The sequence below is a fragment of the Nakamurella alba genome (genome assembly GCF_009707545.1).
Classification (GTDB): Bacteria; Actinomycetota; Actinomycetes; order Mycobacteriales; family Nakamurellaceae; genus Nakamurella; species Nakamurella alba.
On the sequence record NZ_WLYK01000001.1, the window covers coordinates 1,834,685 to 1,861,682 of the forward strand.

At 71.9% G+C, this 26,998-nt stretch carries 18 protein-coding genes; 8 read left to right on the top strand and 10 right to left on the bottom strand.

Going from position 1 to position 26,998, the window contains the following annotated elements:
* Positions 1 to 94: 94 nt before the first annotated feature.
* Positions 95 to 1,033, bottom strand: coding sequence for an aldo/keto reductase (locus tag GIS00_RS08260; protein ID WP_154767671.1), 939 nt, complete (start codon positions 1,031 to 1,033; stop codon positions 95 to 97).
* A 106-nt stretch (positions 1,034 to 1,139) separates the two neighbouring features.
* Between GIS00_RS08260 and GIS00_RS08265 the strand changes: the two genes are divergently transcribed.
* From GIS00_RS08265 to mshC, 6 genes are all read left to right on the top strand, one after another.
* Entirely contained in the window at positions 1,140 to 2,192 is a 1,053-nt protein-coding gene (locus tag GIS00_RS08265; protein ID WP_154767672.1) for an LLM class F420-dependent oxidoreductase, read from the top strand.
* Between the two features lie 60 nt (positions 2,193 to 2,252).
* A complete protein-coding gene (locus tag GIS00_RS08270; protein ID WP_154767673.1) occupies positions 2,253 to 2,996 on the top strand; it encodes an MSMEG_4193 family putative phosphomutase in 744 nt (247 codons plus the stop codon).
* A 113-nt stretch (positions 2,997 to 3,109) separates the two neighbouring features.
* On the top strand, positions 3,110 to 3,670 hold the full coding sequence (locus tag GIS00_RS08275; protein WP_154767674.1) for a DUF3090 domain-containing protein: 561 nt from the start codon (positions 3,110 to 3,112) through the stop codon (positions 3,668 to 3,670).
* A 64-nt stretch (positions 3,671 to 3,734) separates the two neighbouring features.
* Entirely contained in the window at positions 3,735 to 4,517 is a 783-nt protein-coding gene (locus tag GIS00_RS08280) for an SCO1664 family protein (protein WP_154768048.1), read from the top strand.
* 58 nt (positions 4,518 to 4,575) lie between these two features.
* Positions 4,576 to 5,319 carry a matrixin family metalloprotease gene (locus tag GIS00_RS08285; RefSeq protein WP_154767675.1) on the top strand — a complete coding sequence of 248 codons (744 nt, stop codon included), beginning with the start codon at positions 4,576 to 4,578 and terminating at the stop codon, positions 5,317 to 5,319.
* A gap of 9 nt (positions 5,320 to 5,328) precedes the next feature.
* A complete protein-coding gene (gene mshC, locus GIS00_RS08290; protein ID WP_322097696.1) occupies positions 5,329 to 6,555 on the top strand; it encodes a cysteine--1-D-myo-inosityl 2-amino-2-deoxy-alpha-D-glucopyranoside ligase in 1,227 nt (408 codons plus the stop codon).
* A gap of 159 nt (positions 6,556 to 6,714) precedes the next feature.
* Here mshC and GIS00_RS08295 read toward each other — a convergent pair whose 3' ends face one another.
* A complete protein-coding gene (locus GIS00_RS08295) occupies positions 6,715 to 7,542 on the bottom strand; it encodes a PAC2 family protein (protein WP_154768050.1) in 828 nt (275 codons plus the stop codon).
* A 134-nt stretch (positions 7,543 to 7,676) separates the two neighbouring features.
* Between GIS00_RS08295 and metH the strand changes: the two genes are divergently transcribed.
* Both metH and GIS00_RS08305 read left to right on the top strand, forming a co-directional pair.
* Entirely contained in the window at positions 7,677 to 11,234 is a 3,558-nt protein-coding gene (metH, locus tag GIS00_RS08300; RefSeq protein WP_322097698.1) for a methionine synthase, read from the top strand.
* Entirely contained in the window at positions 11,231 to 11,926 is a 696-nt protein-coding gene (locus GIS00_RS08305; RefSeq protein WP_154767676.1) for an HAD family hydrolase, read from the top strand. The genes metH and GIS00_RS08305 overlap by 4 nt, the downstream gene beginning before the upstream one ends.
* 511 nt (positions 11,927 to 12,437) lie before the next feature.
* Here GIS00_RS08305 and GIS00_RS08310 read toward each other — a convergent pair.
* From GIS00_RS08310 to glgX, 8 genes are all read right to left on the bottom strand, one after another.
* Positions 12,438 to 15,476 carry an HlyD family efflux transporter periplasmic adaptor subunit gene (locus GIS00_RS08310; RefSeq protein WP_154767677.1) on the bottom strand — a complete coding sequence of 1,013 codons (3,039 nt, stop codon included), beginning with the start codon at positions 15,474 to 15,476 and terminating at the stop codon, positions 12,438 to 12,440.
* On the bottom strand, positions 15,469 to 16,557 hold the full coding sequence (locus tag GIS00_RS08315; RefSeq protein ID WP_154767678.1) for a hypothetical protein: 1,089 nt from the start codon (positions 16,555 to 16,557) through the stop codon (positions 15,469 to 15,471). Before GIS00_RS08315 ends, GIS00_RS08310 begins: the two co-directional genes overlap by 8 nt.
* 83 nt (positions 16,558 to 16,640) lie before the next feature.
* The gene (locus GIS00_RS08320; RefSeq protein WP_154767679.1) at positions 16,641 to 17,870 is read right to left on the bottom strand and encodes an ABC transporter permease; all 1,230 of its coding nucleotides are present in this window, start codon (positions 17,868 to 17,870) and stop codon (positions 16,641 to 16,643) included.
* Positions 17,867 to 18,922: an ABC transporter ATP-binding protein gene (locus tag GIS00_RS08325; protein ID WP_154767680.1), complete on the bottom strand. Its 1,056-nt coding sequence runs from the start codon at positions 18,920 to 18,922 to the stop codon at positions 17,867 to 17,869. Before GIS00_RS08325 ends, GIS00_RS08320 begins: the two co-directional genes overlap by 4 nt.
* Positions 18,922 to 20,313 carry an efflux RND transporter periplasmic adaptor subunit gene (locus GIS00_RS27415; protein ID WP_154767681.1) on the bottom strand — a complete coding sequence of 464 codons (1,392 nt, stop codon included), beginning with the start codon at positions 20,311 to 20,313 and terminating at the stop codon, positions 18,922 to 18,924. Before GIS00_RS27415 ends, GIS00_RS08325 begins: the two co-directional genes overlap by 1 nt.
* Positions 20,314 to 20,437: 124 nt before the next feature.
* On the bottom strand, positions 20,438 to 22,204 hold the full coding sequence (treZ, locus tag GIS00_RS08335) for a malto-oligosyltrehalose trehalohydrolase (RefSeq protein ID WP_154767682.1): 1,767 nt from the start codon (positions 22,202 to 22,204) through the stop codon (positions 20,438 to 20,440).
* Entirely contained in the window at positions 22,201 to 24,528 is a 2,328-nt protein-coding gene (gene treY, locus GIS00_RS08340) for a malto-oligosyltrehalose synthase (protein WP_322097700.1), read from the bottom strand. The genes treZ and treY overlap by 4 nt, the downstream gene beginning before the upstream one ends.
* Positions 24,529 to 24,533: 5 nt before the next feature.
* Complete coding sequence (gene glgX / locus GIS00_RS08345) at positions 24,534 to 26,909, bottom strand: glycogen debranching protein GlgX (RefSeq protein WP_322097701.1); 2,376 nt, start codon at positions 26,907 to 26,909, stop codon at positions 24,534 to 24,536.
* Between the last annotated feature and the right edge of the window lie 89 nt (positions 26,910 to 26,998).

Below are 26,998 nucleotides of genomic sequence, written 5' to 3' on the forward strand. Positions count from 1 at the left end.
CCGGCCACAGGCCGGAGGCGCAGAACTCCTCGAAGACCTGGGTGGGCCCGGTCACGTCGCCGTCACCCTCCCGGTCCTGCCGTCCGTCACCGCGTCACAGGTCCTCGTCGCCGTCCGGATCACTGACATCGGCCAGCGCGGAGACGATCTCGGCCGGCAGCACCAGGTCCTGGCCGGCCAGCGAGCCCTGCAGTTGGGCGTTGTCCCGGGCGCCGACGACCACCGCGGACACCCCCGGCCGGTCGCGCACCCAGGCGCAGGCGACGGCCAGCGGGGAGGTGCCGAGGCCCTCGGCCGCGGTGGCCACCGCCTCCACGATGCGCGCCGTGTGATCGGTCCGATGCCGGCCCACGTAGCGGGCGAAATGCGGTGAGGCGCCACGGGAGTCGGCCGGGGTGCCGTGCCGGTACTTGCCGGTGAGCACACCGCGGCCCAGCGGGGCCCAGCCGATCAGGCCGACCCCGTGGGCGTGCGCGGCGGGCAGCAGCGACTCCTCCGGGGAGCGGTCGGCGAGGGAGTACTCCGCCTCCGCCGAGACCAGGGACACCCCGGCGGGGGAGCGCAGGGCGGTGGCGAAGGTCGCCAGCTGCCAGCCGGTGAACCCGGAGACGCCGACGTACCGGGCGCGGCCCGAGTCGACGGCGGTGCGCAGCACGGCACAGGTCTCCTCGAACGGCACCGCGCCGTCGTAGCCGTGCACCTGCCAGAGGTCGACATGGTCGGTGCCGAGGCGGCGCAGCGACTCGTCGAGGGCCGCCAGCAGCCGGCCGCGGCCACCACCGACCCCGACGGTGGTGGTGGCCAGCACCACGTCCGACCGCGGGACGACGTCCGGCACCAGGGTGCCGATGATCGCCTCGGCGTCACCGTCGCCGTAGATGTTCGCGGTGTCGATCAGCGTGCCGCCGGAGCCGACGAACGACTCCAGCTGGGCCGCCGCGTCGTCGGCGTCGGTGTCCCGGCCCCACGTCATCGTGCCCAGGCCGAGCCTGGACACCGTGAGGCCGCTGCGTCCGACGCGCCGTGATTCCATGGCGCCGAATCTAACGCGACGAGCGGGCCCGACCGGTCAGGCGGGCCGGGGCCGGACGGCTACCGTGGCCTGGCACACCGGACGGGACTGCGAGCGGAGCGCATCGATGAAGCTGGGCATCGCCCTGGGGTACGCCACCTCGGCGCAGGAGCTGCTGGACGCGGTCGAGCTGGCCCGCGCGGCGGACGAGATCGGTTACGACTGCGCGTGGGTCGCCGAGGCGTACGGGTCGGACGCGGTCACCGTGCTCGGCGCGATCGCCGCCACCACCACCCGGATCGACATCGGTTCCGGGGTGCTGCAGATGCCGGCCCGCACGCCGGCCATGACGTCGATGACCGCCGCCACCCTGGACGCGATCTCCGGCGGTCGGCTGCGGCTGGGCCTGGGGGTGTCCGGCCCGCAGGTCTCCGAGGGCTGGCACGGCGTCCGGTTCGACGACCCGTTGGGCCGCACCGAGGAGTACGTGACCCTGGTGCGGTCGGCGTTGAGGCGCAAGCGGCTGATCACCGACGGCGCGCACTTCACGCTGCCGCTGCCGGACGGACCGGGCAAGCCGCTGGCGCTGAACCTGCGTCCGCTGCGCCCGGACGTGCCGATCTACCTCGCCGCGATCGGGCCCCGGAACCTGGCACTGCTCGGCCGGATCGCCGACGGCTGGCTGGGCATCTTCGTCGACCCGGACCGGCCCGAGGACCACATCGACGTGATCCGCGGTGCGGCCGCCGAGGCCGGGCGCGATCCGGCAGCGATCGACATCACCGCCCAGGTCACCGTGTCGGTGCACGAGGACCCGCAGGTCGCGGCGGAGGCGCTGCGGCCGCAGGCGGCGCTCTACATCGGCGGGATGGGTTCGAAGAAGGTGAACTTCTACCACCGGGCCGCCACCGCGATGGGCTTCGGCGCCGAGGCCGACGAGGTGCAGCGGCTCTACCTGTCCCGGGACTACGCCGGTGCCGCGGCGACGGTGCCGTTCGAGTTCCTGGACGCCACCGGCCTGGTCGGCACCCCGGAGCGGATCGCCGGCAGGCTCGGGGCGTACGCACACGCCGGGATCACCTCGGTGAACCTGGGAGTTCCGCCGGGTCCGCTGCACCACCGGGTGGCCGTGCTCCGCACCGTGCACGAGGCGGCCGCCGCGGCCGGCGTCCTGGACTGACGGACAACGGACCCGCCCCGGGTCGACCGGGCATGCGTCCGGTTCCGGCAGGATGGTCCGATGCCCACACTCGTGCTGCTCCGGCACGGCCGCTCCACCGCCAACACCGCGGGTGTGCTGGCCGGCCGCTCCGACGGCGTCTCGTTGGACGACCACGGCACCACCCAGGCCGACGGCGTCCCGGGCCGGCTGGCCACCGTCACCTTCGACCGGCTGATCAGCTCCCCGCTGCTGCGCTGCTGGCAGACCCTGGCACCGCTGGCCGCCGCCACCGGGGTCCCGGTGGAGATCGACGACCGGTTCGCCGAGGTCGACTACGGCGACTGGACCGGTCGCAAGCTGTCCGAACTGGCGAAGGAGCCGCTCTGGCGGACCGTGCAGGCACAGCCCTCGCTCGCCGTCTTCCCTGGCGGCGAAGGCCTGGCGACGGTCGGCACCCGCGCGGCCACCGCGGTCCGCGACGTGGTCCGGGCCGCGGGGGAGCACGACGTGCTGCTGGTCTGCTCGCACGGCGACGTGATCAAGGCGATCCTGGCCGACGCACTCGGGCTGCACCTGGACGGGTTCCAGCGGATCGTGGTCGCCCCGGCGTCGATCTCGGTGATCCGCTACACGCCGGGCCGCACCTTCGTCGAGCGGATCAACGACGCCGGGGAGCTGGGCACCCTGCGCCCGCCGCCGGCGGCGGAGAAGGACCCGGCGGCGGCCACCACCGAGGCCGTGGCCAACGGGAATGCCCCGGCCCCGGACGGCGACGCCGCGGACCGGTCGTCCGACGCCGTGGTCGGCGGACCGGCCTCCTGAGCCGGACGGGGTCGCCGGGCGCGCACCCGAGGTTCCCCGGAGAGCAGAATCCGCCTGGCTCACAGGGCCGGACCGGCGGCGGCCCGCGGCGGCTGAACTATGTTGGAGAGGCCATGTCGCGACAGATCCACGTCTTCCGTTCACCCGATCGCTTCCTCGCCGGAACGATCGGGCAGCCCGGCGAGCGCGAATTCTTCCTGCAGGTCGTCGAGGGACGTCGGGTGCTGTCGGTGGCCTGCGAGAAGCAGCAGGTCGCCGTGCTGGCGGACCGGCTCGGCACGCTGATCCAGGAGGTCGCGAAGCGGTTCGGCGCCGAGGTCGGCACGCCGTCCCGCACCGCCTCCGATCCCGTCCTGACCACCCCGGTCGACGCCGAGTTCCACGTCGGCACCATGGGCCTGGCCTGGGACGGTGAGGGCTCGCAGGTGATCGTCGAGCTGCTCGCGCTGTCCGAGGAGGAGCCGACCGAGGACATCGTGCTGGAGGACCGGGAGGACGGGCCGGACGCGCTCCGCGTCTACCTGACCCTGGCCGACGCCGAGGAGTTCGCCCGGCACGCCGGGCGGATCGTCGCCGCGGGACGCCCGCCGTGCCCGCTCTGCAACAACCCGCTGGACCCGGTCGGCCACATCTGCCCGCGGCTCAACGGCTACCACCGGGACGTCCGTGGCTGAGCCGGCGGTCCCGGACGGGACCGGCTCCCCGGACAGTTCGGCCGACCGGGACCGCGGGGCGGTCCTGGAGGTGCTGACCCTCGGCGACATCGAGGTCGACGGGCGGGTCAGCGAGGCGTCGAACCTCACGTTGGTCGGCACGGTGACGCTCGGCGACATCGCCCTCACCTGCGTCTACAAGCCGGTCCGCGGCGAGCGACCGCTGTGGGACTTCCCGGACGGGACCCTGGCGCAGCGGGAGTACGGCGCCTACCTGGTCGCCGCGGCCGCCGGGTGGGACTGCGTGCCGCCTACCGTGCTCCGGCCCGGTCCGTTCGGCGCCGGCATGGTGCAGCTCTGGATCGACACCCCGGCCGCAGCCGGTGACGGCGGCGAACTGGTCGATCTGGTGGCGATCGACGACATCCCGCGCGGCTGGAAGCCGGTGCTCAACGCCATCGACACCCGCGGCGCCGACGTCGCGGTCGTGCACGCCGACGAGCCGGCGCTGGCCGTGCTGGCCGGGTTCGACCTGGTGGTCAACAACGCCGACCGCAAGGGTTCGCACGTGCTGGCGCCGGGCGACGGCCGGGTCCTCGGGGTGGACCACGGACTGTGCTTCCACCAGGAGGACAAGCTGCGCACCATCCTCTGGGGATGGGCCGGCCAGCCGTTGCCGGAGCCGGTCGTCGACGGGCTGCGCCGGCTTGACCGGGCGCTGCAGGGCGAGCTGGGGGAGCAGCTGGACGAGCTGCTCACCGTCCGGGAGAACTCGGTGCTGCGCAAGCGGATCGCGGCGCTGCGGCACCGGCCGGAGTTCCCGGAACCACCGCGCAACCGGACGCCGATCCCCTGGCCGCCGCTGTAGCGGTCCCGGACCTGCCCGCACCGAACCCCCGCGACCACCGGACCATCGAGGACTTCAGATGAGCAGCCTGCTGACGGCCGCCCGCGGCGCCGCGCGCACTTTCGCCCGGACGGCCGGGGCGCTGGCGCTGGACGCGGCGAACGGCAGCCTGCGGGCCGTCGAGGCGGTCGGCGACAAGGTCCGCGGCCGGGAGAGCACCCCCGGGGTGCTGCGGGTGCACGTGGTGATCCTGTCCGACGCCAACGGCCCGCTCTGCCGTCCGGAGGACGTCCGGCCGGCGCTGGACAGAGCCGGCGAGGTGCTCGAAGCGGAGGCCGGGATCCGGGTCCGGATCACCGGTGTCGACGTGATCACCGCGCCCGCTCCGCCGGAGGCGCTTGACCCGCGGGCCAACCGCGGCCTGTTGTTGGACGACATCCTGGGCCGTACCTCGTTCTACCTGGACCACCTGCCGCAGCGGGTGCTCGGGCTCGTCGGGGCGCCGGTCACCGTCGTGGTGGTGCGCGAGATCAGCGGCCGGACCACCGGTTGCTCGCTGGGGATCTCGGCGGACTGGGTGATCACCCAGGCGTCGCTGTACGACCGGGCCGCCGAGCACAGCTACGACGAGACGGTGCTGGCCCACGAGCTCGGACACGCCCTCAACCTCCCGCACCACCGGGACCGGGGGAACCTGATGTTCCCGGTGTCGTCGCCGCCGAAGGACCTGCGCGGCACCGCGCTGAGCGGCTGGCAGGCCGCGATCCTGCAGGCCAGCCGGCACGTGGTGCCGGGGGTCGGGCGGGACACGCCGGCCGGTTAGTGTTGTCCGGTGCAGTCCTGGCCCACGCCCCCGGTTCCGTCCCTGCCCGCACCGACCGGTGAGCGGCCCGCCTTGCGGCTCTACGACTCCTCGACCGGCACGGTGCGGCCCAGCACGCCCGCCGCGGTCGCGACGATCTACGTCTGCGGCATCACGCCCTACGACGCCACGCATCTCGGTCACGCGGCCACCTACCTGGCCTTCGACCTGGTCCAGCGGCAGTGGCTGGACCGCGGGCACCGGGTCAGCTACGTGCAGAACATCACCGACATCGACGATCCGCTGCTGGAGCGGGCCGACCGGGACGGTGTCGACTGGCAGGCCCTGGCCGCCGAGCAGATCGACCTGTTCCGCGCCGACATGACCGCACTGCGGGTGCTGCCGCCGGAGCACTACATCGGCGCCGTCGAGGCGATGGACGAGATCTCCGCCGCCGTCGCCGATCTGCTCGCCTCCGGGGCCGCCTACCGGGTCGAGGACCCGGAGTTCCCGGACGTCTACTTCGACATCACCGCCTCCGGCCGGTTCGGCTACGAGTCCCGCTACGACGACGCGACGATGCTCGAGTACTTCGCCGAGCGCGGCGGCGACCCGGACCGGGCCGGCAAGCGGCACCAACTCGACCCGCTGCTGTGGCGCATGGAGCGACCGGGCGAGCCGGCCTGGGAGTCACCGGTCGGCCGCGGGCGCGCAGGCTGGCACATCGAGTGCGCGGTGATCGCCGCGAACCGGCTCGGCATGGGCATCGACGTGCAGGGCGGTGGCAGCGATCTCATCTTCCCGCACCACGAATGCTCCGCCGCGCACGCCGAGGTGCTGTTCGGCGCACCGCGTTTCGCCCAGCACTACACCCATGCCGGGATGATCGGGCTGGACGGCGAGAAGATGTCGAAGTCCCGGGGCAACCTGGTCTTCGTCTCCCGGCTGCGGGCGGAGGGGGTCGATCCGATGGCGGTCCGGGCCGCGCTGCTGGACGGCCACTACCGCACCGACCGGCCGTGGTCGGACGAGCTGCTGGAGCGGGCGGTCGCCCGGCTGGCAGCCTGGCGGACCGCCGCGGCCCGGTCGGGAGCGCCGGCCGACGCTGTCCTCGCCGCCGTGCGGGACCACCTGGCGAACGATCTGGACACCCCGTCCGCTCTCGTCGAACTGGACCTGTGGGCGGCCGACGAGACCCTCGACGGTGCACTCGTCGCCGAGGCGGCGGACGCGCTGCTGGGCATCTCGCTGCGCTGAACCGCGGGCAGGGTCCGCGGGGGAGGCCGTCGGCGGGCCTCTCCGCGTCGACCGGCCCGGCTGCACCGACGCCGGGTGCGTCGCCGCGGACCGGGCCGACCCGGGTTGCGCCGAGGGCGAACTGCGCTCCTGGTGAACACGGGCGACATCCGCCCGGAATCAGCGCCGGGAGTCGCCGCCCGGCTTCGGTCCGCGCCGCCGCAGGTACCGCTCGAACTCCTCGGCGATGGCGTCACCGGAGGCCGGCTTGAGCGGCTCGTCCTCGCCCTCGCGCTCCTCCAGGGTGTGGATGTACTCCGAGATCTCCTCGTCCTCCGAGGCGATCTGCGACACCTCGGTCTCCCACTCGTCGGCCTGCTCCGGCAGCGATCCGAGCGGCACCTCGATGTCCAGGACCTCCTCGACCCGGTGCAGCAGGGCCAGCGTGGCCTTGGGGGACGGGGCCTGCGAGACGTAGTGCGGGACCGACGCCCAGAAGGAGATCGACGGGATGCCCTTCTGCACACAGGCGTCCTGGAACACCCCGGAGATGCCGGTCGGCCCCTCGTACCGGGACCGGGTCAGGCCGAAGCGCTCGGCCGTCGGCTCGTCGTACGCGGACCCGCTGACCTGCACCGGACGGGTGTGCGGGACATCGGCGAGCAGGGCGCCGAGGCCGATCACCGTGGTCACGTCGGTGTCCATCGCGATCTGCAGCAGCTCGTCGCAGAACGCCCGCCAGCGGAAGTTCGGCTCGATGCCGTGCACCAGGATCACGTCGTGCGGGGCGCTGGGCAGCCGGCAGACCGACAGCCGGGTGGTCGGCCACTCGATCGCCCGGGTCACCCCGTCGATCAGCCGGACGGTCGGACGGGAGACCTGGAAGTCGTAGTACCCCTCGGGGTCGATCTCGGCCAGCGGGACCGCGTCCCAGGCCAGGGCGAGTTGCTGCACCGCGGTGGTCGCTGCGTCACCGGCGTCGTTCCAGCCCTCGAAGGCCGCGATCATCACCGGTGCCCGCAGCACAGGGCGGGGCACGGACGGTTCGTTCACGCCGTTCACCCTACGACCGCCCGGCACCGTGCCTCCCCGCACGCCGTGTACACCCGTGATTCACGCGCGCGGGCGACTACCCTGGTCCGGTGACCCGAACCCCCACCGATCACCCCCTGCTGTCTGCGCTCGCCCGGCGCGTGCTCGTGGCGGACGGTGCGATGGGCACGATGATCCAGGCGCAGGACCCCTCGCTCGACGACTACGCCGGGCTCGAGGGCTGCAACGAGATCCTCAACGTCACCCGCCCGGACATCATCCGGGCCGTGCACCGCGCCTACCTCGAGGTCGGCGTCGACGCGATCGAGACGAACACCTTCGGCGCCAACCTGGCCAACCTGGCCGAGTACGACATCCCGGAGCGGATCTTCGAGCTGTCGCTCGCCGGTGCCCAGCTGGCCCGCGCCGAGGCCGACGAGTTCTCCACGCCGGACCAGCCGCGGTTCGTGCTGGGCTCCGTCGGCCCGGGTACCAAGCTGCCGTCGCTCGGCCACGCCACCTACCCGGCCTTGCGCGAGGCCTACCAGCAGCAGGTGTCAGGGATGCTCGAGGGCGGCGTGGACGCCGTCCTGGTGGAGACCGCGCAGGACCTGTTGCAGGTCCGGTCCGCGGTGTCCGCGGCGAAGCGGGCGATGGACGAGAAGGGCATCCTGGTCCCGCTGATCGTGCACGTCACGGTGGAGACCACCGGCACCATGCTGCTCGGGTCGGAGATCGGTGCCGCGCTCACGGCGCTGGAGCCGCTGGGCATCGACTACATCGGCCTCAACTGCGCCACCGGCCCGGCCGAGATGAGCGAGCACCTGCGCTACCTGTCCAAGCACGCGCGGGCGGGCGTGTCGGTGATGCCGAACGCCGGCCTGCCGGAGCTGGGCCCGAACGGCGCCGTCTACCCGCTGGGCCCGGAGGCGCTGGCCTCAGCGCTGGCCGGCTTCGTCACCGAGTTCGGCCTGGGCCTGGTCGGTGGCTGCTGCGGCACCACCCCGGAGCACCTGCGGCAGGTCGTCGAGGCCGTGCGCGAGGCGACGCCGAAGGTCCGCCGGCCGCGGCACGAGGCAGCGGTCTCCTCGCTGTACCAGTCCGTGCCCTTCGAGCAGGACGCTTCCGTGCTCATGGTCGGCGAGCGGACGAACGCCAACGGCTCCAAGGCGTTCCGTGAGGCCATGCTGGCCGAGAAGTGGGACGACTGCCTGGAGATCGCCCGCGGCCAGATCCGCGACGGCGCCCACGTGCTCGACCTCAACGTGGACTACGTGGGCCGCAACGGCGTCGCCGACATGAGCGCCATGGCATCCCGGCTGGCCACCGCCTCCACCCTGCCGATCATGATCGACTCCACCGAGCCGGACGTGATCGAGGCCGGTCTGATCCACCTCGGCGGCCGGTCGATCGTCAACTCGGTCAACTTCGAGGACGGCGACGGCCCGGCCTCCCGCTACGCCCGGATCATGCCGCTGGTGAAGGAGCACGGAGCCTCGGTCGTCGCCCTCACCATCGACGAGGAGGGCCAGGCCCGGACCCGGGACAAGAAGGTGGCGATCGCCGAACGGTTGATCACCGACCTGACCACCACCTGGGGCCTGCAGGTCGAGGACATCGTCGTCGACGCGCTGACCTTCCCGATCGCCACCGGGCAGGAGGAGACGCGACGGGACGGCATCGAGACCATCGAGGCCATCCGCGAGCTGAAGCGCCGCTACCCGGAGCTGCACACCACGCTGGGCCTGTCGAACGTCTCCTTCGGCCTGAACGCGGCCGCCCGGCAGGTGCTCAACTCGGTGTTCCTGGCCGAGTGCGTCAACGCCGGCCTGGACTCGGCGATCGTGCACGCCAGCAAGATCCTGCCGATGGCCCGGATCCCCGAGGAGCAGCGCACCGTCGCCCTGGACCTGGTCTACGACCGGCGGCGGGAGGGCTACGACCCGCTGGCCCGGATGCTGGAGATCTTCGAGGGCGCAACGGCCGCGGCCGGCCGCGCCTCCCGGGCCGCCGAGCTGATGCAGCTGCCGCTGGACGAGCGCCTGCAGCGGCGCATCGTGGACGGCGAGAAGAACGGCCTGGAGGCCGATCTCGACGAGGCGCTGCTCACCCGCGGTGCCTTGGAGATCGTCAACGACACGCTGCTCGAGGGGATGAAGACCGTCGGCGAGCTGTTCGGCTCGGGTGCCATGCAGCTGCCGTTCGTGCTCACCTCGGCGGAGGTGATGAAGACCGCCGTGGCGCACCTGGAACCGCACATGGAGAAGGCCGACGCCGGCGGCAAGGGCACCATCGTGCTGGCCACGGTGAAGGGCGACGTGCACGACATCGGGAAGAACCTGGTCGACATCATCCTGTCGAACAACGGCTACTCCGTCGTGAACATCGGCATCAAGCAGCCGATCGCGACGATCCTGTCGGCCGCCGAGGACTCGAACGCCGACGCGATCGGCATGTCGGGTCTGCTGGTGAAGTCGACGGTGATCATGAAGGAGAACCTGGAGGAGATGAACACCCGCGGGGTGTCCGAACGCTTCCCGGTCCTGCTGGGTGGCGCCGCGCTGACCCGCTCCTACGTCGAGAACGACCTGTCGTCGGTGTTCTCCGGCGATGTCCGGTATGCCCGCGACGCCTTCGAGGGCCTGCGGCTGATGGACGGGGTGATGGCCCGCAAGAAGGGGCTGGCCCCGGAGGTGGCGGAGGCGGAGGCCGCGAAGGTCGCCGAGCGCAAGGCGCGTCACGAGCGGTCCCAGCGGATCGCCGAGAAGCGCCGTGCCGCAGAGGATGCGGCACTGGAGGCCGCAGGTCCGCTGCCGACCCGGTCCGACGTGGCCGCCGACAACCCGGTGCCGACGCCGCCGTTCTGGGGCTCCCGGGTGATCAAGGGCATCCCGCTGGCCGACTACTCGACCATGCTCGACGAGCGGGCGACCTTCATGGGCCAGTGGGGGCTGCGCGGGGTGAAGGGCGGCCAGGGGCCGTCCTACGAGGAACTGGTGGAGAAGGAGGGCCGGCCGCGGCTACGGTACTGGCTGGACCGGCTGCACACCGAGCAGGTGCTGCAGGCGGCCGTGGTCTACGGCTACTTCCCCTGCGTCTCCGACGGCGACGACCTGGTGATCCTGGCCGAGCCGGACCCGGACGCCAAGGAGATCCACCGGTTCACCTTCCCGCGGCAGCGCCGCGACCGGCACCTGTGCCTGTCGGACTTCTTCCGCAGCAAGGACTCCGGGCAGGTCGACGTCATCGCGTTCACCATCGTGACGATGGGGCAGCGGGTCGCCGACTTCGCCAACGAGCTGTTCGCCGCCAACGCCTACCGGGACTACCTGGAGGTGCACGGCCTGTCGGTGCAGCTGACCGAGGCGCTCGCCGAGTTCTGGCACCAGCGGATCCGGTCCGAGCTGCAGTTCGACGACGGGTCGAACGCGGCCCGGGACGACTCCGAGAACGTCGAGGACTTCTTCGATCTCGGGTACCGGGGCGCGCGCTACTCGTTCGGCTACCCGGCCTGCCCGGACCTCACCGACCAGACCAAGGTGATGGCGATGCTGGAGCCCGGCCGGATCGGGGTGGACCTGTCCGAGGAGTACCAGCTGCACCCGGAGCAGTCGACCTCGGCGCTGGTCGTGCACCATCCCGAGGCGAAGTACTTCGCAGCCCGATGAGCGCTCCCGGTACGGCCCTGCGCGGCGTGCTGTTCGACATGGACGGCACGCTCACCGACACCGAACGGCTGTGGACCATCTCGCTGGAGGAGACGGCCGCGCACTACGGCGGCACCATCTCCACGGCGACCCGCGAGGCCATGGTGGGTCAGGACATGTGGACCACCATCGACCTGCTGCACGCCGAGCTCGGGGTGACCGCCGACCCGGCGGACACCGCCCGGATGCTCACCGAGGCGACCACGGCGATCTTCCGCCGCGGGCTGCCGTGGAAGCCGGGTGCGCGCGAACTGCTGACCGCGGTGCGGGCGGCCGGGCTGCGGACCGCCCTGGTGACCGCGACGCACCGGCCGTTGGTCGAGATCGCGCTGTGCACCCTCGGTGTCGAGAACTTCGACGTCACCGTCGCCGGCGACGAGGTGGTCTGCAACAAGCCGGATCCCGAGCCCTACCGGCGGGCGATGCAACTGCTGGACCTGACCCCGGCGGAGTGCCTGGCCATCGAGGACTCGCCGTCCGGCTCCCGGTCCGCCGCGACGGCAGGCCTGCTGGTGCTGGTGGTGCCGTCCGAGATGCCGGTGCCTCCGGCCGAGAACCTGGTGTTCGCCGACACTCTCGTCGGTCTGGACGTCGATGATCTGCGCCGGATCCTGGCCGAGGGCCGGCCGGCGGAGCAGTTCGACTCCGTCTGAGACCATCTGCGACCGCCTGCGTTCTCTGCTTCGGCGGGTTTCTGATCGCCGGAGTCCGGTGGAGGTCGGAGCACTTGGTGTGGGCGGGGTCCGGTCCTGCTCTTGCGACGCCGTTTCGGTCCGACGACCGGGTCCCTGCTGATCGGGGGCCGTTTCCGTCGGTGGGCGACGGAAACGGTCCCGGCCTCGTTGATGGGTTCGGGTCTGGTCCTGCGGGTGCCGGGACGGCGCTGGTCCGAGAACCCGGGGTGATGTGGGCGGCCGATCGGGGACCGTTTTCATCGGTGGGCAACGGAAACGGTCCCGGCCTCGTTGATGCGTCCGGGGTCTGGCTCCTGCTGGTGCGCCGGGGTGGCGCAGTCTGCGAACCCGGGGCGGTGTGGCCGGCCGATCGGGGACCGTTTCCGTCGGCACGCGACGGAAACGGTCCCGGATTCCGGGGAGGCGCGAGGATTTCCGCGTCGGCCCTCGGAGATCAGGCGATCGGCGGACCGGTCGAACGCCGGCCCGGTCAACGGCCGGGCATCTGTCCCATCTGCGGGCCGCCGCCATTGAATCCCGCCCCGCCGGCGCCGCCACCGGTGTTGGAACCACCCAGCAGCCCGTTCGCGGCCGACGTCGTGGACGAGGTCGGCAGCGCCTCGGACAGGTCGGCCAGCACCACCTGGTCACCCACGTCCAGCCCGCTGGTGATCTCGGTGAGAGCACCTCCCACGGCGCCGATCTCGACCGCAGTACTGGTCGACACGCCGTTGACCAGCACGTCGACCGTGTGCGCGGACCCGACGGTGTGTACTGCCGAGGTCGGCACGGTCAGCACGCCCGAGACATCGGCCACCACCACGCCGACGGAGGCGCCGGACCCGTCGTACAGCGTGGTGTCGCCGGCGTCGACGAGCACCGTCACCGGGTAGGTCGGATCGTCACCGGTGCTGTCGGCGAGGTTGCCGATCAGCGACACGGTGCCGGTCAGCGACTGGTCCACGCCGTTGACGGTGACCGTGGCCTCGTCGCCCACGCCGATCTTCTCCACAGTCGACAACGGGACCGTCGCGGAGACCGTGTACTGCCCGCTGCCGATGACCGTGACCGTGGCGCTGGTCGAGTTCGCCGAGACGTCGTCACCGACCGCCAGGTCCAGTGACGCGACTGTGCCGGAGATCGGACTGGTCAGCACCGACGCCGCCAGCTCCTGCTTCGCGACCGCGACAGCTGCTGTCCTGGCGTCGATCTCCGCCTGGTCGGCGGCGATGTCGGCAGCGGTCGGGACGGTGTCCTTGGCCGCACCGGTTCCGCCGGACGCTGCTCCGGTCCCGCCCGACACTGCGCCGGTGCCACTCGAGGTGTCGCCGGTCGCTCCCGACTCCGCACCGGTACCGCCGGACACCGAGCCGGTACCTCCGGCCGCCGCGCCCGTGCCGTCCGACGTGGAGCCCGATGAGGCATCGCCGCCGCCGGCGATGGTTCCGGAACTGCCGGCGTCCGCGCTGCCGCCCTGGGTACCGCTGTCGCCTTGTGCGCCGGTGCCCGCTGCGGCGTCGGTTCCCGAGGTTCCGCTGCGGCCCTGGGCGGCGTCCGACTGGCCGCCACCCGAGCCCGCGGTGCCACCGCCGATCACGCTCGCACCGCCGGTGCCGGACTGACCGGAAGTCTGTCCACTCTGACCGCCGGTGCCGGACTGGCCGGACTGCGAAGCCCCCGGCGAGCTACCGGTTCCCGAGCCGCCGGTCCCGTCGGCCGTCGGCAGGAGGGCGGCCAGCGCGTTCACGGCCGTCGTGAGGGAGTTCTGGTTCTCGCCCAGCCCGGACTGGGCATCCTGGACGTCGGTGATCGCTGCCTGACAATCAGCGAGCTGGGTGGACAGGACGGAATCTCCACTGCCCGCTGTGCCGTCACCGGTGGTCGTGGTGGGTGCCGTGCTGTCGGTGGTGCTCGTCGACGAGGTTCCCGACGAGCCCGATTCCGAGGCCGTCGACTCCGGAGATGTCGACGTGCGCGACGACGAGGAGGTCCCGGTCGATGTCGGTTCTGTGGTGGTGGCGTCGTTGAAAGTGGATCCGGTAGAAGTGGATCCGGTAGGAGTGGATCCGGTAGAGGTCGATCCGGTCGACGTGGTGTCGGTCGCCGCCGCCAGCTGGCGGTAGGCGGCCTGCACGGCGACGACGGAGGAGTCCCCGCCGACGACCCGGTCGACGGCGTCCTGCATCTCCCCGGTGACCTGCACCCGGTAGGCCGCGGCTGCGGTCCCCGTCGTTGCGGTCGTGTCGGCGGTGTCGGTCGTCCCGGTGGTGGTCGGGGTGACCGTCACGGTGACCGGATCCTGGGCCACGGTGGTCTGCTCGGTGACCGTTGTCTGCTCGGTGACCGTGGTCTGCTCGGTCACGGTGCTCTGCTCGGTGACGGTGGAGCCTTCGGTCACGGTGACCGGGTCAGGGGTCTCGGTGACGGTGACCGTGCTGCCGGAGCTGTCCGTCGACGAGGCCGTGCCGGAGTCGGACGACGAACCCGAGCTGCTCGGGTCGGTGCTCGTCGGGTCGGTACTGGACGGGTCGGTGCTGGTCGATGTGGAGGGGGTCGTGCCCGGCACCGTGGCGGTGGTGATCGGCAGGCAGGCGGCCTGCTGGGCGCTGATGGCCTGCTGGACCGCGGTCGTCTGCTCGGTGACGACCTTCTGCGCAGCGATCACCGCCTTCTGCGCAGCGGTCAGCGCGGCCGTCCCGCCACTCCCGGTCCCGGGTCCCGTCCCGCTGGAGGTCGGCGCGCCGGAGGATGCCGAAGCGGAGGTCGGCCCATCCGACGAGGACGACCCCGACGGGGCTCCCGAGGGTGCGGCGGGGGCCGAGGTCGTGGCAGATCCCGTCCCCGAACCCGTGGCGGTCTCCTGCCCGGTCGCGCCTGAGCCGCCGGACGAAGCACCGCCGGTACCGGCCACCGAGCCGGTCCCGGATCCGCCGGCTCCAGCACCCGCTCCGGATCCGCCGGCCGTCCCGACGCCCGCCGTGCCGGAGTCACTCGCAGCCCCGGAGGCCGCGTCCGCGGCGGCGTCGGAACCCGTGGAGTCGTCGGTGCTGTCATCGGCGTCGTCGCTCTCGGCCTCGGCCTCATCGACCTGGGCCTGCAGATCATCGGCCAGTGCCTGTTGGGCGTCGGTCAGGTCGGACTCCGCGGAGGTAACCGCGTCCTCGAGATCGCCGGTGTCGAGGGTTGCCACGGTCTGGCCGGCGGTGACGGTGTCGCCGACCTCGACGGCGACGTCCGCCACGGTGCCGGCGACGGCGAAGGCCGCGGAGGCCTGGTCCTTGTTCGCGACGGTGCCGGAGGCGGCGAAGGTCTGGGTCACCGCTCCATCGGCCACCATGGCGACCCGGTAGGCCGCGCCCTCGTCACGCGTGGTCGCGTAGGCCCAGCCGCCGCCGGCGATCAGCGCGACGGTCAGCACACCGCAGGCCGCGGTCACCCGGCGCTTGCGGCGTCGGCGCAACCGGGCCTGCGCGGCGGCGGTCCGGGCCGGTGCCGGCGCGGACACGGTGTCAGGAGTCGGGTCAGCCATTGCTGCGTCCACCCGGGAACCCGCTCGTGCAGCTGCCGTCGACGGCGTCGGACAGCGCGATGCTGGTCGCGGTCACCGCGCCGGTGTCGTCCGCCTCGCCCATGGCGGTGGCGCACAGTCCCTCGGACACGGCCTTCGACGTCGCGTCGACGGTCCGGGTGTAGGTGGTGTCCGCGGAGACGGTGATGGTGCCGGGGGTGGCGGCAGCCGTGGTCGCAGCGCTCGCCGACGCGTCAGCCGCGGCACCGGGGAAGGGGGTGGCGGACACGGTGATCGTGATGGTGGAGCCGTCGACCGCGGTCACCTCTCCGGAGAGCCGCTGACCGCCGCCGAAGCCGCCCGCACCCATCGCGCCCGAGGGCATGGCCCCGGACGGCATCGCACCGGTTGGCGCTGCCATCCCGCTCGGCATCTCACCGGTGGGCATCTCACCGGTGGGCATCTGACCGGTGGGCATGGCCATACCGCTGGGCGGGGTGCCCCCGTTCCCGCCGCCGAAGCCACCGGCGCCCCCACCGAAGCCACCGGCCTGGGTGCAGGCACCGTCCACCGGCTCGGTGATCCGCACCGTGGTCGCGGTGATCGCATCAGTGGCATCGGCCGCGTCGGTCCCGGATGCGCTGTCGGTGGACTCGGCGGACGCGACCACGCACGATCCGACCGTCACGTCCGTCAGTGCCGCGTCCTGCTGCTGGGTGAAGGTGGTGTCTGCGGTCCACGAGACGGTTGTCTGACTGTCCGACGACTGCACCTCCATGCTGTCGGTGTCGACCTCGGCGATGAGACCCGAGGTACCGGGCCGGATCTGACCGGAGGCACCGCCGCCCGGGCCACCCGCCCCGCCGGCACCGGCACCACCACCGGCGGACGGTGCCGCGGACGCCGCGGCGCCGGTGGTCGACACCGCACCGGTAGTGGCGGCAGCTCCGGTGGTCGCGGCCTCACCGGACGACGCGGTCCCTCCGCAGGCCACCAGCAGACCGCCGAGGACAACCGCGGCGCCGATCGCGGCGGCCGGTCGCACCCAGCGGCGGGCGACTGGGGTGGCGGATGCCGGGTCGGGGGAGAAGGTGGTGCGCATGTGGAAACCTCCGGAGAACTGTTGGTGCGGTGATGATGTGGAGACCGGTGGACGGCCGGAAGACGGACGGAACGGTGTGCCGGTCATTCGCTGCGCAGCGCGTCGATGGGGGCGAGCTTCGCGGCGCGGGTCGCCGGATAGACCCCGAACACCACGCCGATGAGCACGGCGATGGCGATGGACCCGCCGACAGCAAGAGGGGACACGACGATCTCGGTGGAGAGCAGGTCGGGCAGCCAACGGGCGGCCAGAATGCCGAGAACCGCGCCGAGCAGTCCGCCGGCCAGGCCGAGAATCGTGGCCTCCACCAGGAACTGGCGGCGGATGGCACCCGGCGGTGCGCCGAGCGCCTTGCGCAGCCCGATCTCCCGGGTCCGTTCGGACACCGACACCAACATGATGTTCATGACCCCGATCCCGCCCACCAGCAGCGACAGCCCGGCGATGCCGGTGAGCAGCACCGTCAGGGTCCGGGAGACCGCGGTCGCGGTGGAGAGCAGGGACTGCTGGCTGGAGATGGAGAAGTCGGCGGAGTCGCTGTCGGTGATCCCGTGCAGCGTCAGCAGCAGTGCCTGCGCCTCCTGGTACGCGGCGGACAGCTGGTCCTCCGAGGCGGCCTGGATGTAGATCGTCGACACCGAGTCCTTGTTGGTGCCGCCGATCACCCGGTTCGCGACGGTGGAGAGCGGGGCCACCACCTGGTCGTCGAGGTTGGTCGAGGAGTCGGTGCCGGCCGAGGCGAGCACGCCGACGACCTCGAAGTCGATCGAGTTGATGGTCACGGTGCGGCCGACGACCGACGTGGTGCCGAACAGCTCGGTCGCCGTCTCCGAGCCCAGCACGGCCACCGCCGCCTGGTCGGTGACGTCCTGTTCGGTGAAGAAGCTGCCGGCCGACAGCGTCCGTGAGCGGACCTGCGCCCACTCCTCGCTGGTCCCGACGACCGAGGTGGTCCAGTTGGTGTCGTCCGCGGTGACCGACAGCGAGGTGGACTTCACCGGCGCGACCGCGCCGATGTCCGGTGCCGCCACCTCGGAGGCGAGCGCGGTGGCGTCATCGACGGTCAGCGTGGTGGAGCTGCCGAAGCCGCCGCGCACCCCTTCGCTGGTGCTGCTGCCTGGCGAGACGATCAGCAGGTTGGAGCCGAGACTGCTGATGGAGGCGCCGACCTGGCGCTGGGAGCCGAGGCCCAGGCCGACGGTGAGGATCACCGCGGCGATGCCGATGAGGATGCCGAGCGTGGTCAGCCCGGACCGCAGGCGGTGCGAGCGGATGGCGTCGAGACCGGTGCGGAGGGTTTCCGTCCACCTCATGCGGCCGGTCCCCGCTTCCGGCGCGCGTCGCGTGCACTGTTGCCGGTTGCACCGACGTTCCCGGACCCACCGACATTCCCGGCGGTGTCGAACATCCCGGCCGCACCGACGTCTCCGGTGATGAACCCGTTCCCGGACCTGCCGACCGTCCCGGCGGCGCCGAGGTCCGGTGTCGAGCCGACGGCCGCCATGGTGCCCGTCCGTGCGAGAGAAATTGCCGCGCCGACGTTCCCGTCGGCGCTGTCGGTGCTGACGCAGCCGTCCTTCACCCGGATGACGCGGCGGGCGCGGTCGGCGACCTCGGTCTCGTGGGTGATGAGCACGATCGTCCGGCCCTGCGCGTGCAACTCGTCGAACAGCCGCAGCGCGTCCTCGGTGGCGGTGGAATCCAGGTTGCCGGTGGGCTCGTCGGCCAGTACCAGCGCCGGATCGCCCACCAGGGCGCGGGCGACGGCGACGCGCTGCTGCTGCCCGCCGGACAACTCGCCCGGCTTGTGGTCGACGCGCTCGCCGAGACCGACCCGTTCCAGCGCCTCGATCGCACGGCGGCGTCGGGCCTCCCGGCCGACACCCGCGTAGATCAGCGGCAGCTCGACATTGCGCCAGGCGGTGAGCGAGGGCAGTAGGTGGAACTGCTGGAACACGAAACCGATCCGACGGTTGCGCACCTCTGCGAGTTCGATCTCGTCCATCACCCCGACGTCCTCGCCGGCCAGCCGGTACGACCCGGCGCTCGAGACGTCGAGGCACCCGATGATGTTCATCAGCGTCGACTTGCCGGAGCCGGACGGCCCGATGATCGCGACGTACTCGCCCTCGTCGATGCGCAGCGACACGTCGCGGACGGCGTGCACCTCCTGGGTGCCCATCCGGTAGGTCTTCGCGACCTCGGTGAGTTCGATGACCGGCACCGGCCGGCCCGGCTCGTCCCGGCCGACCGCGGGGATCACCGTGGTCTCCCACTGGGACCGCAGGTCGTCGACGAGCGCGGCGTCTGCAGTGACAGTGGTGTCCGTGATGCCAGTGGTGTCAGTGGTGCCGGTGGCCGCCATCAGCTGCCACCGCCCGGTGCGAACCCGCCCTGACCACCGGTGAATCCGCCCTGGCCGCCGGTCCCGCCGCCGGGGAAGCCACCGGTGCCACCGCCCGGCAGGGTCGCGCCGTCGGGCAGTGTGACGCCGTCCGGCAGCGTGCCGCCACCGGGGAAGCCACCCGTGCCGCCGGTGCCGCCCTGCCCGGTGCCGCCCTGCCCGGCGCCACGGGCCACCGTGGTGACCTGGACCTGGTCACCCTCGGCCAGCCCGGAGACGATCTGCGTGCTGGTGCCGGAACTCTCGCCGATCTCGACGGTGGTCGCGACGGCCTGCCCGTCGACGACCTTCTGGACCGTGCTGGTGCCGCCGGAGGTGGTGATCGCCGCCGACGGCACCACCAGGACGTCGGTCAGCTGCTGGTAGATCAGGGTGACGGTGGCCGCGGAGCCGTCGTGCAGGCCCTCGGGGGAGCCGGTGACCGCCACGGTGACGGGGTAGGACGCGGTGTCGGACGTGCTGGTGGAGATGAGGCCGACCGAGGTGACCTTGCCGAAGAGCGTGCTCTCCTGGCCGTCCACGGTCAGCTGCGCCTGGATGCCCTTCTTGATCAGGTTGATCTGGCTGTCGTCGACGGTCACCGAGGTCGTCCACTTGTCGGTGCCGACGATCAGGAACGACGAACTGCTGCTGGTCGAGGTGGTGCTCTCTGTCGCGCCGCCGCCGGTCGCGCCGGAACCGGCAGATCCTGCAGACCCGGATCCCGATGAACTGCTCGAACCCGAACTGCCGGAGGAGGTGTCGCCGACGGCGACATTCACCTCGGCCACCACGCCGGCGACGGGGGAGGTCAATGTCGCGCCGTCCAGCGACTCCTGCGCGCTGTCGACCTGCTGCTTCGCGGAGGTGACCTGCGCCTGCGCGGCGGCCAACTGGGCGGCGGCGGTCTCGTCGTCCGTCGTGCCCTCGGTGTCCGAATCGTCGGTGTCAGCAGCGTCCTCGACCGCGGTCTGTGCACTGTCTGCCTGCGCCTGCGCCTGCGCGAGGGTGGCCTTCGCCGAGGCGAGATCGGCCTTCAGGGCGACGGTGTCGATGGTGCCCAGGGTCTGACCCGCCGTCACCGTGTCGCCGACGGCGACGTCGACCGCGGTGATCTCGGCGGAGGAGGACCAGCCGACGGACTCCTGCACGGCCGGGGCCAGCGTGCCGGACGCCTCCACGGACTTGGTGATGGTGCCGGTGGTGACGTCCACGTCGGTGGTGGTGATCGTCGGGGTGGCCGCGGTGTCCGCGGCACTGCTGTCGGCCCGCAACCAGAACCACCAGGCCCCGGTGCCGGCCACCGCCAGCACCACCACCAGGACCACCACGGTCAGCAGCGGCCTCGCCCTGACCTTGCCTCGCACACCCATGCAGCACCCTCACGCCTCGATGCCCCTCCGACGGGGGCGTGCCGAGGACGCTAGGGAGCGAGGCTGGCGGGAAGCCCGGTGTGGGCTGAGCGGAAGCTGTGCGCAGCCCCCTGATGCGAGCGGTTCAGCGGGTGGGCACCCGGACCAGCAGTCCGCCGTGCGGCGGCAGCACCGTCCCGGTCGCGTCGACACCGATGGTGTCCTCGGTCGCGACGACAGCGGTTGCACCGTCGGGCAACGTGAGATGCCGCGGTTCGTTGCCGAAGTTGGCCAGCAGCAACAGGTCCCCGCGCTCCACCAGCAGGACGGCACCGTCGGTCCGGGCCTCCACCCGGTCCAGTCGCGGGTCCGTCAACCCGGGTTCGGAGTGGCGCAACGCGCCGAGCCGGCGGTGGAAAGCCAGCACCTCGGCGTGATCCCCGCCGGTCGGTTCGCTCCAGTCGAGCTTCGAGCGCTGGAAGGTCGCAGGGTCCTGCGGATCGGGGACCACGGCGGGATCCCAGCCCATGCGGGCGAACTCGGCGATACGCCCCTTGGCGGTGGCCTCGCCGAGCTCGGGCTCGGGGTGTGAGGTGAAGAACTGCCACGGCGTGCCGGCCGCCCACTCCTCACCCATGAACAGCATCGGGGTGAACGGCGAGCAGTACAGCACCAGCGCACCCAGCTTGAGCGTCGCCGGGGTCAGCGTCGCGGACAGCCGGTCGCCGATCGCCCGGTTGCCGATCTGGTCGTGGTCCTGGGCGAACACCACGAACCTCGACGCCGGGGTCCGGGTCCGGTCGACGACGCGGCCGTGCCGCCGGCCACGGAAGGTGGAGAGGGTGCCGTCGTGGAAGAATCCCTTCCCGAACACCTTGGCGAGGGCATCGAGCTCCGCGAAGTCCTCGTAGTAGCCGGTGGTCTCGCCGCTCAGCGCGACGTGCAGCGCGTGATGGAAGTCGTCCGACCACTGCGCCGTGAGGCCGTACCCGCCGGCCTCCCGGGCGGTGATCAGCTTCGGGTCGTTGAGGTCCGACTCGGCGATCAGGGTCAGCGGCCGGCCGAGATGTGCTGCCAGCGCGTCGGTCTCCTCGGCCATCCGCTCCAGCAGGTGGCGGGCGGTGTGGTCGACGAGGGCGTGCACGGCGTCCAGTCGCAGGCCGTCCACGTGGTACTCGGTGAACCACATCGTCAGGTTGTCGAGGATGTAGGACCGCACCTCGTCCGCGTCCTCGCCGTCCAGGTTGAGCGAGGACCCCCAGGTGTTCGAGGCGGCGTCGTGCAGGTACGGCCCGAACTGCGGCAGGTAGTTGCCGCTCGGCCCGAGGTGGTTGTAGACCACGTCCTGCACGACGGCGAGACCCTTGGCGTGGCAGGCGTCCACGAACCGGCGGTAGCCGTCCGGTCCGCCGTAGGCCTCGTGCACGGCGAACCACAGCACCCCGTCGTAGCCCCAGTTCCAGGTGCCGTTGAAGGCGTTGACCGGGAGCAGCTCGACGTGGGTGACACCGAGATCCACCAGGTGGTCCAGGTGGTCGGTCGCGGCATCGAAGGTGCCGTCGGCGGTGAAGGTGCCGATGTGCAGTTCATAGACCAGTCCACCGGCCAGCGGCCGACCGGTCCAGAGGCCGTCGGACCAGGCGAAGGACCCGGGATCCACCGTCGCGGACCTGCCGTGCACGCCGTCGGGTTGGCGACGTGACCGGGGATCCGGCAGGATCGGGTCGTTGTCGTCGATCCGGTAGCCGTACGCCGTGCCGGCTGCGGCGCCGGGGATCCCGGCGGTCCACCAGCCGGCACCGGCCTCCGTGGCCGGCACCTCGCCGTCGCCGACGACCAGGGTCACCCGGGTCGCGCGCGGCGCCCACACCCGGAAATTGCCGTCCCGGCCGGGCAGCAGGGGGTCGGTCATCGGTTGCTGTCCTCCTGATGAGTGGGGTCGTCGGCCTCCCGCACCAGCACCGCCACGGGCCGGCCGGCAAGGACATCGATGACGGGCACGGTGCCGGTGACCGCGGGCGCTCCGGGGTCCAGCTGGTTGCGCCAGGACCCGGGGGAGAGGGTGACGGTGGTGTCGCCCCAGCCGCCGGCATCCGCCAGGCCGAGCGGCAGTCGGGTGGCGAGCGCGGCCATCCCGCCACGGTCGAAGGCGACGAGATGGTCACCGGCACTGCCGTCGCCGTACAGCGGCCGGTAGCCGGTAAACAGCTCCGGGCGGTCCCGGCGCAGCCGCAGCACGGTCGCGGTGACGAGCAGCTTCAGCTCGTCCGGCCCGGCAGGCGCGGCCCCGCCGTCCAGTCTCCGCAGAGTGGCTGCAGCACCGACGAAGTCGACCGGCAGCCGGTTGTCCGGGTCCACCAGGGCCGGGGCACCGAGCTCGGTGCCCTGGTAGACGTCCGGCACGCCGGGGCCGGCCAGCTGCAGCAGCTTGGCCGAGATCGCGTTCGACCAGCCTGGTCCGGTGAGCAGCGCCGCAGCGGCGTCCACCGCCTCCCGCAGCTCCGGCAGATCGAAGGCGGCATCCACCATGGCGGCCAGCCGGTCCTCGAAAGCGGTGTCGCCGTCGGTCCAGCTGGTGGAGACACCCGCCTCGCGGGCCGCCTTGATCGCATAGTCCCGCAGGCGTTCCCGCTCCAGCGGCCAGGAGCCGACGACCGCCTGCCAGACCAGGTTCGCCAGCGGCCCGTCCGGCAGTGGCGCCAGCCGGCGGAACAGCCGCACCTGCTCGGCCCACCAGTCGGCGCGCTCGGCGAGCACCGAGATCCGGGCCCGGACGTCCTCGCTGCGCTTGGTGTCGTGGGTGGACAGGGTGGTCATCGCCCGCGGCCAGGAGGTGAGCCGATGCTGTTGCGCCGCATGGAATCCCGGGACGTCGACGGCGAACAGCGACGGATCGGCGCCCACCTCGGTCAGCGAGGTGAGCCGGCTCCACCGGTAGAACGCCCGGTCCTCCACGCCCTTCGCGGTGACGGCACCGGACACCTGCTCGAAGCGGGTGGCGAACTCGGTGCCACCGGAGCCCAGGGCGTCGACGATCTCCCGCAGCACAGGTTCCATCGCCGGCCGGCGCCGCAGCACCGCACGGACGGCCTCGTCCAGCGCGTTCCGGCCGGCGGGGAGGTAGCTGCGGTAGACCGGGAACTCGGCGAGCAATGCGGCGAGAGCGTCCTGCGGACCGTCGATCTCGGGGATCAGCCGGGCCAGTCGCGAGACCTCCGAGGCGAGCAGCTCGTCGGCCACCCACCGCTTGGTGGTGGCGATCATGTCGTGCCAGTGCACCTGTGCGCCGCCGCGCAGTTCGATGTCCAGGGCGTCCAGCGTGGCCTCCCCGGCCGGGTCGACGAACACCCGGTCCAGCAGGGCCAACGCGTCGTAGCCGGTGGTGCCGTCGCACGGCCAGTCCGCGGGCAGCTCCTCGCCGGGTTCCAGGATCTTCTCCACCAGCAGGTACCGGCCGCCGGCCAGATCGGCCAGGTCGCGCAGGTAGTCGCCGGGGTGCGCGAGGCCGTCCGGGTGGTCGACCCGCAGGCCGTCCACCCAGCCGTTGTCCAGCCAGCGCCGGATCTCCGCGTGCGAGTCGCGGAAGACCTCCGGGCGTTCCACCCGGATCGCCGCCAGCGAGTTCACCGCGAAGAAGCGCCGGTAGTTCAGCTCGGTGTCGGCCAGCCGCCAGTTCATCAGCCGGTAGTGCTGTCGGTCGTGCACCTGCTGCGGGGTGCCGCTGCCGGTCCCGGGCGCGATCGGGTAACGGTTCTCGTAGTAGCGCAGTTCGTCGTCGACCACCTCGAGGCGGTCGAGCTCGTCCGGCCCGTCGCCGAGCACCGGCAGGTGGATCCGCCCGTCGTCGACCTCCCAGTCCACGTCGAAGTACTCGCCGTGCACCGCGGAGCGGCCGTGCCGCAACAGGTCCCACCACCACACCGACAGGTGCGGGGTCTGCACGCCGACGTGGTTCGGCACGATGTCGACGAGCACACCGAGGCCCGCCGCGTGGGCATCGTCGGCCAGCGCCTGCAAGCCGGCGGCACCACCCCGGGCCGGGTCGACGGCCGAGTGGTCGATGACGTCGTAGCCGTGGCCGGAACCGGGCTCCGCCGTGAGCAACGGCGACAGGTACACCCAGTCCACACCGAGCGCGCGCAGGTACGGGACGACCTCCCGCGCGGCGTTCAGGTCCAGATCAGCGGTGATCTGCAGGCGGTAGGTCGAGCCGGGGGCCGGGAGATCAGCAGCCACGACGGTCAGCCACCGTCCTGTCCGTCGGTGCCGGCCGGCGGGTCCGACTTCGCACGACGCGTGCGGGCGCCGGGTGACTTCCGCTTCCCGCCCGACTTCTTCGGCGGCGCGGCAGGTGTCGCACTCGGCTCCTCCGGCGTGCCGGCATCCGCCGGCAGCACCGCCTGCTGCTCGGTCGGCGCCGGCTCCTCGACCGCGGGCGCGGTCGGTGCCGGCGTCGGCGGCACGCTCGGCACCGCGGCGGCCGGGGCGTGCGTCGGCACCGGGTGCTCGGCCGGGGTCCACGCCTGCAGCACGACAACACCCTTGGCCGGGACCGGCTGCTGCTCGCCTGCCTTGATCGGCTCGAGATGCTCGGGCAGGCCGTGGGTGTCGACGACCAGCTGCCAGCCGGCCGAGTACTCGTCGGAGGGCAGGGTGAAGTCCAGCGGCTCGTCGTGCGCGTTGAACAGCAGCAGGAAGGAGTCGTCCACCACGCGGGAGCCGCGGCGGTCCATGCCGCGGATGCCGTTGCCGTTCAGGAAGACCCCGATCGAGCGGCCGAACCCGGCATCCCAGTCCTCGGGGCGCATCTGCTCACCGGAGGGCTGGATCCAGACGATGTCGGGCAGCGGTTCGCCCTCGCCGCGGGCGGCCGGGCGGCCGTCGAAGAACCGGCGCCGGCGGAACGTCGGGTGGTGGTGCCGCAGCCGCGCGATCGACGCCGTGAACTCGATCAGCGACTCGTCGGCGGCCGACCAGTCCACCCAGGACAGCGGCGAGTCCTGGCAGTAGACGTTGTTGTTGCCCTGCTGCGTGCGGCCCAGTTCGTCGCCGTGCGCGATCATCGGGACACCCTGGGACAGCAGCAGTGTCGTCAGGAAGTTGCGCTGCTGCCGGGCCCGCAGGGCCAGCACCTCGGCATCGTCGGTCTCGCCCTCGACCCCGCAGTTCCAGGACCGGTTGTGCGACTCGCCGTCGTTGTTGTCCTCGCCGTTCGCCTCGTTGTGCTTCTCGTTGTAGGACACCAGGTCCCGCAGCGTGAAGCCGTCGTGGGCGATGACGAAGTTGATGGAGGCCACCGGACGCCGTCCGGAGTTCTCGTACAGGTCCGCGGAACCGGTGAGCCGGGAGGCGAACTCGCCCAGGGTGGCGGGCTCGCCGCGCCAGAAGTCGCGCACGGTGTCCCGGTACTTGCCGTTCCACTCCGTCCACTGCGGCGGGAAGTTGCCGACCTGGTAGCCGCCGGGCCCGATGTCCCACGGCTCGGCGATCAGCTTCACCTGCGACACGACCGGGTCCTGCTGCACGAGCTCGAAGAAGGTGGACAGCCGGTCCACGTCGTAGAACTCCCGGGCCAGGGTCGCCGCGAGGTCGAAACGGAAGCCGTCGACGTGCATCTCGGTCACCCAGTAGCGCAGCGAGTCCATGATCAGCTGCAACGAGTGCGGGTGCCGCACGTTGAAGGAGTTCCCGGTGCCGGTGTAGTCCATGTAGTACTGCTGGTCGTCGTCGACGAGCCGGTAGTAGGCGGCGTTGTCGATGCCGCGGAAGGACAGCGTCGGTCCCAGGTGGTTGCCCTCGGCGGTGTGGTTGTAGACCACGTCGAGGATGACCTCGATGCCGGCGGCGTGCATGGCCTTGACCATCGCCTTGAACTCCTGCACCTGCGACCCACGGTCGCCGAAGGCGCTGTAGGCGTTGTGCGGCGCGAAGAAGCCGATGGTGTTGTAGCCCCAGTAGTTGGTCAGACCCTTGTCCAGCAGCGTGGAGTCCTGGACGAACTGGTGCACCGGCATCAGTTCGATGGCGGTCACCCCGAGCCGGGTCAGGTGGTCGATGACCGCCGGGTGGGTGAGGCCGGCATAGGTGCCGCGCTGGCTCTCCGGCACCTCCGGGTGCAGCGCGGTCAGGCCCTTGACGTGCGCCTCGTAGATGATCGTGTCCTGGTAGGGGATCCGCAGGTTGCGGTCACCCGACCAGTCGAAGAAGGGGTTGATGACGACCGCGTGCATCATGTGCGGGCCGGAGTTCTCGTTGTTCACCGAGTCCGGGTAGCCCAGGTCGTAGGAGAACACCGACGGGTCCCACTCCACTGCTCCCGCAACGGCTTTCGCGTACGGGTCGAGCAGCAGCTTGTTGGGGTTGCAGCGCACACCGTTGGCCGGGTCGTACGGCCCGTACACCCGGTAGCCGTAGCGGGTGCCCGGCTGCACGGTCGGCAGGTAGCAGTGCCAGACGTAGGCGTCCTGCTCCGGCATGGTGATGCGGGTCTCGGTGCCGTCGTCGCCGATGATGCACAGCTCGACCTTCTCGGCCACCTCGCTGAACAGGGCGAAGTTGGTGCCGGTCCCGTCGTAGGTGGCACCCAGCGGGTAGGCGGTGCCTGGCCAGCACTCCACGGACAACTCCTTCATCTCGTCGGACGCAGATCGTCCGCATTCGGCCGGGACGCACGGTTCGCGGCCCCGGTCGCACCTCACACTGCCCG